General features: G+C 72.9%; 11 protein-coding genes. 5 read left to right on the forward strand and 6 right to left on the reverse strand.

Annotated elements, in window-relative coordinates:
- Position 1: 1 nt before the first annotated feature.
- From ASD06_RS15780 to ASD06_RS15790, 3 genes are all read right to left on the reverse strand, one after another.
- Complete coding sequence (locus ASD06_RS15780) at positions 2-1,252, reverse strand: YncE family protein (protein WP_056679842.1); 1,251 nt, start codon at positions 1,250-1,252, stop codon at positions 2-4.
- On the reverse strand, positions 1,249-2,043 hold the full coding sequence (locus ASD06_RS15785; RefSeq protein WP_082538202.1) for a polysaccharide deacetylase family protein: 795 nt from the start codon (positions 2,041-2,043) through the stop codon (positions 1,249-1,251). The genes ASD06_RS15780 and ASD06_RS15785 overlap by 4 nt, the downstream gene beginning before the upstream one ends.
- Positions 2,044-2,191: 148 nt before the next feature.
- Positions 2,192-2,902 (reverse strand): hemerythrin domain-containing protein, encoded by a 711-nt coding sequence (locus tag ASD06_RS15790; protein WP_056679848.1) that lies wholly within the window; start codon positions 2,900-2,902, stop codon positions 2,192-2,194.
- 162 nt (positions 2,903-3,064) lie between these two features.
- Here ASD06_RS15790 and ASD06_RS15795 point away from each other — a divergent pair, with 162 nt between their 5' ends.
- From ASD06_RS15795 to ASD06_RS15815, 5 genes are all read left to right on the forward strand, one after another.
- Positions 3,065-3,931, forward strand: a complete 867-nt coding sequence (locus tag ASD06_RS15795; protein ID WP_056679851.1) for a slipin family protein — start codon at positions 3,065-3,067, stop codon at positions 3,929-3,931.
- A gap of 121 nt (positions 3,932-4,052) precedes the next feature.
- A complete protein-coding gene (locus ASD06_RS15800; protein WP_200942252.1) occupies positions 4,053-4,994 on the forward strand; it encodes a threonine/serine dehydratase in 942 nt (313 codons plus the stop codon).
- A 100-nt stretch (positions 4,995-5,094) separates the two neighbouring features.
- Positions 5,095-6,639, forward strand: a complete 1,545-nt coding sequence (locus ASD06_RS15805; RefSeq protein WP_235502387.1) for an amidohydrolase family protein — start codon at positions 5,095-5,097, stop codon at positions 6,637-6,639.
- A 13-nt stretch (positions 6,640-6,652) separates the two neighbouring features.
- The gene (locus ASD06_RS15810; protein ID WP_056679854.1) at positions 6,653-8,323 is read left to right on the forward strand and encodes a S41 family peptidase; all 1,671 of its coding nucleotides are present in this window, start codon (positions 6,653-6,655) and stop codon (positions 8,321-8,323) included.
- A gap of 40 nt (positions 8,324-8,363) precedes the next feature.
- Entirely contained in the window at positions 8,364-9,152 is a 789-nt protein-coding gene (locus ASD06_RS15815) for a uracil-DNA glycosylase family protein (protein ID WP_056679857.1), read from the forward strand.
- A gap of 38 nt (positions 9,153-9,190) precedes the next feature.
- On the opposite strand, the gene ASD06_RS15820 is transcribed toward ASD06_RS15815, so the two are convergent.
- From ASD06_RS15820 to ASD06_RS15830, 3 genes are all read right to left on the reverse strand, one after another.
- The gene (locus ASD06_RS15820; RefSeq protein ID WP_056679859.1) at positions 9,191-9,478 is read right to left on the reverse strand and encodes a hypothetical protein; all 288 of its coding nucleotides are present in this window, start codon (positions 9,476-9,478) and stop codon (positions 9,191-9,193) included.
- Positions 9,479-9,483: 5 nt separating this feature from the next.
- Positions 9,484-10,062, reverse strand: coding sequence for a hemerythrin domain-containing protein (locus ASD06_RS15825; RefSeq protein WP_056679862.1), 579 nt, complete (start codon positions 10,060-10,062; stop codon positions 9,484-9,486).
- Positions 10,063-10,124: 62 nt separating this feature from the next.
- A complete protein-coding gene (locus ASD06_RS15830; protein ID WP_056679865.1) occupies positions 10,125-11,507 on the reverse strand; it encodes a pyridoxal-dependent decarboxylase in 1,383 nt (460 codons plus the stop codon).
- Positions 11,508-11,517 lie beyond the last annotated feature (10 nt).

An 11,517-nucleotide genomic window follows, 5' to 3' on the forward strand; every position in this document is an offset into this window, starting at 1 on the left:
CTCAGCGCATGTTGCCGGTGTGTCCCAACGAGAACCGCCCCGGCTGCGGCCAGACCGCGAGGCCGTGCGGCCCGTTGCCCACCTTGATCCGGTGCAGCAGCTTGCCGGTCGCGGTGTCGATGACGTACACCTCGGAGTCGTAGCGGCCGGCAAGCCACAGCTGCGTGCCGTCGGCGGTCACGCCACCCATGTCGGGCGACGCTCCCTTCGACAGCGGCCACGTCTTCAGCACCCGCGCCCCGGTGGCGTCGAGCACGCTCACTGACCCGGCGTCGCGGTTGCTGACGAAGATCCGGGTCGCGTCGCGGCTGGGGTAGATGCCGTGCGCACCCTTACCGGTGTGCAGAAATCCGCTGAGCCGCAACGACTTCGCGTCGACCTTCCAGACGCCGTTGCGCATCATGTCCGCCACCAGGAAGGTGCGGCCGTCGTCGGTGAGGCGCACGTCCTGGGGCATCGAGGACGCACCCGGGCGGATCCCGGCCATGGGACCACCCATGTGCTTGGCCATCTTCGGGTCGGTGGCTCCGGGGGTCTTCGTCTTGTTGAGGTCGATGACCCGCGCCACCTTGGTGAAGGTCGTCGGGATCACGAGCAGCTTGCCGCTGAACTCGCAGCTGGCCACCATCACCGACCCGTCGGCGGTGTAGTCGGCGTGGTTGACGCCGTAGCAGGGCACCGGCATCGAGCGCTGCAGCTTCATCGTGTGCGGGTCGCGGACGTCGATGCGCCGCAGCCGCTCGGCCATCACCAGCGCGTGCTTGCCGTCAGGGGTGAAGTACAGGTTGTAGGGGTCGGCCACGGGCACGGGGCGTCCGACCTTGCCGGTGCGGGCGTCGATGGGCACGAGGTCGTTGCCCTTGTCGTCGTTGACCCAGAGCGTCTTGAGGTCCCACGACGGCACGACGTGCTGCGGCTCACGCCCCACCGGGAAGCTGCGAATCACCCGGTAGGTCGTCGGGTCGATGACGTCGACGCGGTTCGACAGCGTGTCGGGCACGTAGATCTGCGGCTTCGCACCCACGGCGGCGCCCGTTAGCTGGTTCTTCCCCGTGTGGGAGTAGACGTGCAGCGCGGATGCCGAGCCGGTGCCGGTCGCCGTCGACGAGGCGGTCGCCGACGACGACGGCCCGGCCGAAGCGGCGCTGGAGGGGGCGCTCGAGCTGGTCGGGCTGGCGCCGGAGCAGGCCGCGAGGGCTGTGGGCAGCGCCAGGGCAGCAACGATCACGGGAAGGCGGCGACGCATCGTCATGCCCCCACGAGACCGGAGACGGTGACCGCGCGCAACTCCTTGCGGTGGAGCAGCTCGAAGACGCGAGGCAGAGCCGCCACCGTGCCGGCGTGTCCGAGGTGCAGGCTGACGATCGACCCTGCGCGCACGGTCTTCTCCAGGCGCGACACCACCACGTCGCTGCCTGGATCCTGGTAGTCACGGGGGTCGACGTCGTAGGCGAGGCAGCGCTCGTAGCCCGCCGCCAGGGCAGCGGCGCGGATCGTCGGGGTGCTCGAGGGCGTGCCGCTCGGGCGGAACCACCGGCCGCGCGACCCGGTGAGCCGGTGCAGCACGTCCGCACCGCGCTGCACCTCGCTGCGCGCCTTGGACGCCGACAGCCGGCGCATCGGCAGGTGAGCCCAGGTGTGGTTGCCGAGCTCGTGGCCGCCGTCCAGGATCGCTTTCGCGAGCGAGGGGTTGGCGTCCAGCCAGGAGCCGACCGCCAGCACGGTGAGGTGGGCGCCGGCCGATCGGGCCTCGGCGAGCACCTGGCGCGTGAGTCGCGGGTCGCCGGCGCCGTGGAACGTCAGGGCGACCGCCGCGGTCGTGCGGGGCCCGTGCACGAGGTCGGAGTGGTCGACCGGCGTGGCCTTGGCGGTCGGTGTTGGTGACGGCGTGGGGGACGACGGTGCCGGGGCCCCGCCGGGATCACTCGACGCGGCCCCGGACCGCTCGGGCGGGGCGGAGGGTTCGGTGCACGCCGCCAGCGCCTCGGCTCCCAGACCCGCGACAGCGGCGCCGACCAGGAAGCCACGACGAGACGTTGGCACCGAACCTCCGACCACTCGATCCAGGGGACCGCCCGACCGTAACGGCCCTTTCTGAGTCGATTCTCAGAGGCCCGGCGCCGACGCGCATGCTCAACGCCGGGGCCCGGCCCGAGGTCCGCCCGTGATCATGCACGCCAGCACGCGTCCCTCAGGCGCGCAGGCCGATGCGCGGCGGCGTACCGGTGCCGTGGACGGCAAGCGCGTACTTGCGGAACGCGCGCCCCGACAACGCGGGAGCCAGCACGCGGATGAGCCGCGGGGCCTTCGACAGCATCTCGGCGATCACCTCCGGATCGCCCTCGTAACGGATCATCCCGAGCAGCAGCGGCATCACGCTCTTGTCGTGGTGCGCACTGGCCTCGGCGCCGATGGCGTCCCACTCGGCCTCGGTGACGGTGCGTGCGGCGAGCGGGAGGATGTGGTCCTCCTCGGCCTCCATGTGCTCGTCGAGCGCCGCGCTCAGCTCGGCCAGCAGGCCGACCAGCTCGTCCCGCTGCGCCGCGTCGACCGACGTCCGCCACTGCGGCACGATGCGGCCCACGGTCTGCAGCAGCTCGTCGACGCGGTGGTGCTGGGACTCCATGAGCTCCACGAGCGGAGCCAGCTCGTCCGGCACGCGCTCGAGCATGATCGGCCAGAGGTTGTTGTCCTCGGCGGTGTGGTGGTGGTGCAGGAAGGTCGTCAGGAAGTCCAGGTGGTCGGCGACGACGCTCACGCGCGCGGTGTCGCCCGGGGTGACGTTGCGGACGACGTCCGGCAGGAGCCGGAACTCCCGGCGCAGGAAGCGGTGCACGGTGACCATGTCGCGGGTGTCGACGCCGTGGTGCTGGCCTGCCTGGGTGGACTCGGTGGTGCTCATCGGGTGCTCCTCTGGTTGTGGCCTCCTCGGCCGTCGCACACCACCGTGCCGCCGTCCACTTGGGTTTGAGTTGAAGCCCGCTTGGGGCTCGTGCCCGGCGTAGCGTGGAACTGACCGGCCAGCAGACCGCCGGGGCCTGCCGGTCGGCGGGAGGTGGACGCCATGAGCGCCTGGACGACGACCGCGATCGTGCTCGGCCTGCTGGTCGTGACCCTGCTGGGGCTCGCGGTGAGAGTGGTGAAGCAGTACGAGCGGGGCGTCGTCTTGCGGTTCGGTCGCCTGCACGGCACGCGCGAGCCGGGACTTCGGCTCATCGTGCCGGTGGTCGACGTGCTGCACCGCGTGTCGCTGCGCATCGTGACGATGCCGATCCAGTCGCAGGGCATCATCACGCGCGACAACGTGAGCGTCGACGTGTCGGCGGTGGCCTACTTCCGGGTCGTCGACCCGGTGCGCTCGGTGCTCGCCATCGAGAACGTGCACGCCGCCATCAACCAGATCGCCCAGACGACGCTGCGCAAGGTCGTGGGCCAGCACACTCTCGACGAGACGCTGGCTGAGACCGACCGCATCAACGCCGACATCCGCGAGATCCTCGACGTCACCACCACCGAGTGGGGCGTGCAGGTGACGCTCGTCGAGCTCAAGGACATCCAGCTGCCCGACACCATGAAGCGCGCGATGGCGCGCCAGGCCGAGGCCGAGCGCGAGAAGCGAGCGAAGATCATCAACGCCGAGGGCGAGCACCTCGCCGCGGCCAAGCTCGGCGAGGCGTCCGACATCATGATGGCCCACCCCCTGGCGCTGCAGCTGCGGAACCTGCAGACGCTCGTCGAGCTCGGCGTCGACAAGAACACGACGGTCGTGTTCCCCGCGCCGCTCATGAGCACCATCGGCGAGCTCGGCAGCTTCCTGGCCCGCGAGCAGACGGCGGCGGTCGGGGAGCGCGAGCGGTCGACGTCCGTGCGCGAGCTGCCGGGGCAGCGGGTCGACACCGTGCTGGACGACGAGTTCCTCAACGTCCCGTAGCCGCGCACTGGGGAGGATCACTGCATTCGCTCCCGGCCACTGGGGCACCCTGCTGCCATAGGTTGGCGACAGGGTGCCCCCGCGCCAGAAGACGGGAGAGGTGCGTGGGTAGGTTCGCGGGGTGAGCATCACGCGCGAGGACGTCGAGCAGGCCGCCACCCGCATCGGCGCGCACGTGCGCCGGACGCCCCTCGCCGTCATCGAGGCGGGCGCCTTCGGGACGCCGGGCCCGCTGGCCCTCAAGCTCGAGCACCTGCAGCACACGGGCTCGTTCAAGGCACGCGGGGCGTTCAACCGCGTGCTCGCCGCCCGCGAACGCGGTGAGCTGACCCCGGTGGGGGTCGTGGCGGCGTCCGGGGGCAACGCCGGGCTCGCGGTCGCGTACGCGGCGGCCACCGTGGGCGCCGCTGCCGAGGTGTTCGTACCGGCGACGGCACCGGCCGTGAAGGTCGCGCGGCTCGCCGCGCTCGGCGCCACCGTGCGCCAGGTGGGCCGCGAGTACGTGGACGCCTACGAGGCCGCGCGCGAGCGGGCGGACGCGGGCGGTGCGCTCTTCTGCCACGCCTACGACCAGGCGGAGATCTGCGCCGGCCAGGGCACGCTCGCGCTCGAGCTCACCGAGCAGGCCCCGGACGTCGACACCGTGCTCGTGGGCGGCGGCGGCGGCCTCATGGCCGGCGTGGCGGCGGCGCTGGAGGGTCGCGCGCGCGTGGTCGGCGTCGAGCCGACGTCGATCCCCACGCTGCACCGGGCGCTGGCGGCGGGTGAGCCCGTGGACGTGGCGGTGTCGGGCGTGGCCGCCGACTCCCTCGGCGCGCGACGGCTGGGCGACATCGCGTTCGACGTCGCGGCGCGGTGCGGGGTGCAGAGCGTCCTCGTCAGCGACGACGAGATCGTCGCGGCCCGTCGCAGGCTCTGGCAGGACTGCCGGCTCGTCGTGGAGCACGGTGCGGCGACGGCGTTGGCGGCCCTGCTGGAAGGCGCGTACCAGCCCGCGTCCGGCGAGTCGGTGGCCGTGGTGCTCTGCGGAGCCAACACCGACCCCTGCGACCTCGCCGGCTGAAGGGCCCTTCCCAGCGCCGGCCGGCAGGGCCATCATGGGCCTGACTGCAGGCGGACGTCGCAGGTGGCGCGCTCCCCTGCGCTGACCTGCGGCGGTGCGCATGTGGGCGATCAAGGGGCACGTCCTCGCGATGGCGGACGACCCTGCGGTCCCGCGGACGGCCTCCGGCGCGTTCGCGGGCACGGTCTGGATCGGTGACGACGGCCGCGTCGCCGCGGTGACGCGCAGCCGGGCCCATCCGCCCGCGGGCTTCGAGTCGGCGCCCGTGGTCGACGTCGGCTCGTCGATCGTCATGCCCGGTCTGGTCGACCTGCACAACCACCTGGCCTACAACACGTTGCCGCTGTGGACCGAGCCGACGCAGCAGACACCGTTCCTGCACCACAGCTCGTGGCCGCGCGCCCGAACCTACGCGCGATCGACCACCTGGCCGGCGTACGCGCTCATCACCGCGTGCCCGGCCGAGCTGCTGGCCTACGTCGAGACCAAGGCGATCGTCGGCGGCACCACCACCGTGCAGGGCTCACCGCCGAGCAACCGGCCCCGCGACGGGTGGCTGGTGCGCAACGTCGAGGACGAGACCTTCGGCACGGGTGACAGCGACCTGGTGTACGCCTCGACGCTCACCGCCAAGCCGTCGCTGCTCGCCGACCGGGCCAACCGCATGCGCGCGGGCTCGCTGTTCGTCTACCACTGCGCCGAGGGACGGCGCGGCACGATCGTGGCACGTGAGTGGACTGACGCCGCCCACGCCGGCTGCCTGCAGACCCGCTTCGTCGCGGTGCACACCGGCGCGGTCGACCCGGCGGTGTACGCCGGGTGGCGCGAGCCGGGTGCCATCGCGTGGTCGCCGTTCTCGAACCTGTGGCTGTACGGCGAGACCACCGACGTCCCCGCCGCGCGGGCCCAGGGCGTCACCGTCTGCCTGGGGTCGGACTGGGCGCCGTCCGGCACCAAGCACGTGCTCGGCGAGGCCAAGGCCGCGCGGCTGGTGGCCGACGCGCAGGGCTGGGACCTGTCGGACGCCGACCTGGTGGCGATGATGACCTGCGATCCCGGCGACGTCCTGGCCCGCGCGTGGAACCGCCAGGTCGGGCGCCTGCAGCCCGGTGCGATCGCGGACGTCCTGGTGATCTCGGCGAAGCCGCGGGCCCGACCGTACGCGCGCGTGCTGGCGGCCACTGAGGCGGACGTCGAGCTGGTGGTGATCGACGGCCGGCCGCGGTACGGCACGCCGGAGCTCATGCAGGCGGCCGGGGCGCAGCCGGTCACTCACGTCACGGTGGCGGCGCGCCGGATGTCCCTCGCTCTCACCCGGCCGGACGACGCCACCGCCGGCTGGGAGTGGGGCGCCGTCGTCGACCGGCTGGAGGAGGTGCGCGCTGATCCCGCCGGTGAGATCCGTGCGGCACAGGGCCGCCTGGCCGCCTGGGCGGGCCACCTCGACGACCGCGAGGCGCCACTGCGCCTGGCGCTCGACATGCCGACCGGCCTCGGCCCGATCGGTGGGCTGCCCAAGGACCTCGGCGACGTCGACGTGCCGCCGCTGCAGTCACTGACGCACGATGCGGCCTGGCTGGAGTCGTTGCAGGGCAGAGGCTTTCACGGCGGGCTGCTCGACCAGCTCGCTCACTACTACGACTGACGATGTGAGTGCCATGACCACACTGAACGCGCCCGATCTCGTGGCGGCACAGCGCGGGCGACCGATCGCGGCCGCACCCGAGGTGGTCTCCGCCACCACCGCGATGCTGGACGGCGGCCAGCGCCAGCAGGTGGTCGACACCCTGATCGCGGTGCTGGGCGGCGCGTACGCGCACCTCCCGGCGAAGCGGGCGGCGTACGCGCTCGATCCCGTGCAGGAGCTCACGCTGCTGCGACGACGGGTCACCGACCTCAGCGACGCCGAGTTCCACCTTGCGGTCAGCGGCGTCGTCACCCGCTTGCGGGACGCCCACACGCGCTACATCGGGCCGGTGGCGCTGCGCGGGCGCGTCGCAGCACTGCCGTTCCTCGTCGAGCAGTACGGCGCGTACGACGACCCGCAGTTCCTCGTGACGAAGACCGCGCCTGACGTCGTCGGCGACGGCACGTTCGTACCCGGCGTCCGGCTCGAGTGGTGGAACGGCGTCCCCTTCGCCCGGGCCGTCGACCTGCACGCTGACCGCGAGACGGGTGGCCGGCCCGACGCCCGGCGGGCCAGGGCCTTGGAGTCGTTGACGTTCCGCGCGCTGGACTACGGCCCACCGCCCGACGAGCAGTGGGTCATCATCGGATACCGCAGCAAGCGCGGCGCGGCCAAGGAGATCCGGCTGCCCTGGCGGCTCCTGGAGCCGGGCCGGGCCGACACGGCCGCGCAGCCCGGCTCGCGAGCCCAGCTCAAGCAGGCCACGAACCCTGCGGCAGAAGCGGTGCGGCGCGCCAAGAAGCTGCTGTTCGCGCCGCACCTGTGGGCCACGGAGTCTGAGCCGTCTGCGGCAGCCGTGCCGCAGCAGCGCGCCGCCGCCGACAGCCGGCGGGCCGTCGGCGCGGACCTGCCGACGAGCTTCCAGGACAACCTCGCCGCCCGCGCGCTCACCCGCGACCTGGGGTACCTGCGGATCTGGTCGTTCGACGTCGGGGACGACAACGCGTTCCTCGACGAGGTGACCCGGCTGCTGCGCCTGCTGCCGCAGAAGGGACTCGTGGTCGACCTGCGCGCCAACCCGGGCGGGCTGGTGTGGGCGGCCGAGCGCATGCTGCAGCTGTTCACCGACCACCGCATCGCCCCGACGCGGTTCCAGCTGGTGGCGTCACCGCTGACGCGGGAGATGGCAGCCAGCCCGTTCAACCGTCTGGAGCTCGAGCAGTGGGCCGAGTCGCTCGACGACGCCGTGTCGACGGGCGAGCAGTACTCGCAACCGTTGCCGCTCACCGATCCCGAGTGGTGCAACGACCGCGGTCGCGTCTACCCCGGGGCGGCGGTCGCCGTGGTCGACCCGAACACGTACTCGTCGGGCGACCTGTTCGCCGCCGGGTGGGTCGACAACGAGGTCGGGCCGCTGGTGTGCGTCGGCGAGGCCACGGGCGCCGGCGGCGCGAACGTCTGGACCGGTGAGCAGCTGCGCGACGCGCTGGCTGGCACTCCCCACCAGTTCGCCGTTCCCCCGGCGGGCGTGGGATTCACCGTCGCGATCCGGCGGGCGATCCGGTCGGGGCGGGCGGACGGCGTGCCGATCGAGGACCTCGGCATCACCGGCATCCCCTACGCCATGACCCGCGACGACCTGTTGCACGGCAACACGGACCTCTACGCCTTCTGCGCCACGGTGCTGGCCGAGCAGGCGTGACGCAGACCAGCCGGACCTCGGGATCCCCTCAGGAGCAGCCATGACCGTCACCGCCGACTTCGACGCCGGCCCCAGCAAGACCCTCGCGAAGCACCTGGCTGCGCTGCCGACGTACGCGCCGCACCGTGAGCTGTTCTGGTACGACTGGGGGCCGGTCTTCTACCGCGGCCGGCTCGACCGCTCGGCCCGGCTGCTGTGCATCGCCTCGGACCCCGGACCCACCGAGCGCATCGCGTGCCGCACGCTCGTCGGCGACGCCGGCCAGCGCGTGCAGGGCTTCCTCACCAAGCTCGGCCTGACGCGCAGCTACGTGCTGGTGAACGCCTTCGCCTACGCACTGCTGCCGTCGAAGGCGCAGAAGGCGACGCCGATGCTCGCCGAGCCCGACCACCTCGCCTGGCGCAACGCCCTGCTCGACAAGATCACCGGGCCGAAGCTGCAGGCCGTGGTGGCGTTCGGCGCCCAGGCGCAGGCGGCGGCCGCCCTGTGGGACACCCGTCCCGACGTCCCGCTGCTCGAGGTGCCGCACCCGTCGAGCCGGGACGCCAAACGCCTGCTCAGCGCGTGGAACGACGCCGTCACGTCCCTGCGGGCCGTGGTCACGCCGGACGCCGACGGCGACCACTCGGCCCCCAACTACGGCACGTCGTTCCGCGAGAGCGACTACGCGCCGGTGCCGCCCCGTGACCTGCCGTTCGGGCTGCCGGCGTGGTTCGGCGACGACCACGTCGGGCGCACGTCGCGGCCGCGCCGCAACAACACCGTCGAGCGGCCGGGCAGCGACCTGCGCCACACGCTGCTGTGGCACGCCCCGCCCGACCAGCCGTGAGGTGCGCTGGCGTGCATGATCACGGGCGGGGAGGGGGGTCAGCTGGCGGTGCGGACGTCGACGTCGCTGAGCTCGGGCACCCGGTCGGCCAGACCGGCGCGTTCCAGTGCCTGCTGGCACCGCTCGCGAGCGGCGAGCTGCACCTGCGAGGCGTCGTTCGCGTCCAGCAGCATCCGGACGTCGGCCGCCAGGTCGCGTGCCACGCGCTCGAACGTCACCACCGCGGGCGTGGGGAGCTCGGCGTTGATCCGCTCCGCCACCGCGTCGGCGTCGTCCACCGCGTCCGTGATGACGAAGCGCACCACTGCCTCGTACGACGTCGCCATGGCCGTCAGTGCTTCGCGCTGAGGGCGTCGCGGCTGCGGTCGAGCAGCGAGGCGAACGGGCCCAGGACGTACTGAGCGACCGGCGATCCGGCGGCGCTGGGATGCGGGTGCGTCGGCGCGACCTTCTCGGCGACCTTCACCTTGGTGCCCATGGCGCGGCGCTTGTCCTCGTCGCACTCGGCGATGATGAGGGGGAACTCCTCGCGCTCCTCGTGCTCGGCGTGGTTGCTCACCGCCTGCTCGAGGTCGGCGATGCGGCTGAGGAACTCGGTCGAGTCGACGTCCAGCTTCTCGATCTCGTAGAGGGCCTTCGTGGCTTCCTCCTCCTCGTGGTTGCGGGCGTCGACGACGGCCGCGCCGGCGACGTCCTTCGACACCGGACGCAGCACCATCTCCTCGGCCGTCTCGTGCACGGCCAGCAGGGCTCGCAGCTCGTCGAACGCGTGCTGGCGGTGCTCGCCCGACTCCGACTGCACCTCGGCGAACAGGTCGCGGATGCGGGCGTGCTGCTCGAGCAGGATGCGGATGACGTCACCTTCGGGCAGCTGCGCGGCCTTCGCGCGGTCGGTAGCGGCGTCGCTCATGATGACCTCCGGTGAGTTGGGGGCGGCCTGGATCCTGGCTTGGTGGTGCTTACCCCGACGGCTCAGGCCGAAACCTCCTGAGCCAGTCTGATGATCGCCGCCACCGACCGGTCGACGTCGGCCTCGCTCGTCGCGTGGTTCGACACCGAGATGCGCATGTACCGTCGGCCGCGCCAGGTGGTGGCACCCATCCAGCAGGTGCCGTCGCGCTGCACCGCCTCGACGACGGCGTCGGTGTGCTGGTCAGAGCCGAACGCGACGAGCACCTGGTTGAGCACCACGTCGTTGGCGATCTCGAAACCGGCCTCGCGCAGCGCGTCGGCGAACCGGCGGGCGAGGGCGCAGGTGCGGTCGACGAGGTCGGTGACACCGTCGCGGCCCAGCTCCTTCAGCGCCGCCCAGACGGCGAACCCCCGCGCCCGGCGCGATGACTCGGCCGTGAGGTCAGCGGGGCCCGGCGCTCCACCGGAGCCGGTGAGGTACGACGCGGTGTACGACATGGCCGCCACGTGCACGTCGGGGTGGGCGCAGAAGGCGAAGGCCGAGTCGTACGGCACGTTGAGCCACTTGTGCCCGTCGCAGCCCCACGAGTCGGCGAGCTCGAGGCCGTCGAGCAGGTGCCGGGTGCGAGGGCTGGCCGCTGCCCACAGGCCGAAGGCGCCGTCGACGTGCACCCACGCCGGCCCGTGGCGCCGCGCCACCTGCACGGCCCGCCGGACGTCGTCGCACGCGCCGGTGTTGACGTTACCCGCCTGCAGGCACAGCAGCGTCGGGCCGGGCTCGGCCGCGGCGAGCACGCGGGCCAGGTCGTCGACGTCCATCGCGCCGCCCGCGTCGGCCCGCACGGGCTCGACGACGTCGGACCCCAGACCGAGCAGGCGCAGTGACCGGTCGACGGTGGCGTGCCGTTCCTCGCTCGCGATGACCCGCAGCCGCGGCGCACCGGCCAGACCCCTGCGCTCGACGTCCCACCCGGCCGCACCCAGCTGGTGGTGTCGACCGGCGGCCAGGCCGACGGTGTTGGCGGCCTGGGCGCCGGTGACGAAGCCGACCGACGCCAGGTCCGGCAGGCCGAGCAGCAGCTTCAGCCACGTGCCGGCCGCGCGCTCGGCGGCCGCCCCCGCCGGCGAGGCGACGTTGTTGAACGCCACCTGGTCCCAGCCGGACGCCAGCACGTCGGCCGCAGTGGCCGCCGGCAGCGCCCCGCCGATGACGAAGCCGAAGAAGCGCGGGCCCGCCGTCGCGACCAGCCCCGGCTCGGCCGCCGCAGCGAGCTGGTCGAGCACCTCACCCGGCGGCAGCGCCTGCGCCTGCAGCGGGCCGTCGAAGGCGGCGGCCAGCGCGTCGACGTCCAGCTCAGCGCGGACGCGGCGCTCCGGCAGCGAGGTGCGGTAGGCGACAGCGTGCTCGACGGCGCGCTGGAGCAGTGGCATGAGGTCGTCCATGGGCGGACGC

The organism is Angustibacter sp. Root456 (assembly GCF_001426435.1).
In the GTDB taxonomy this organism is placed as follows: Bacteria; Actinomycetota; Actinomycetes; order Actinomycetales; family Angustibacteraceae; genus Angustibacter.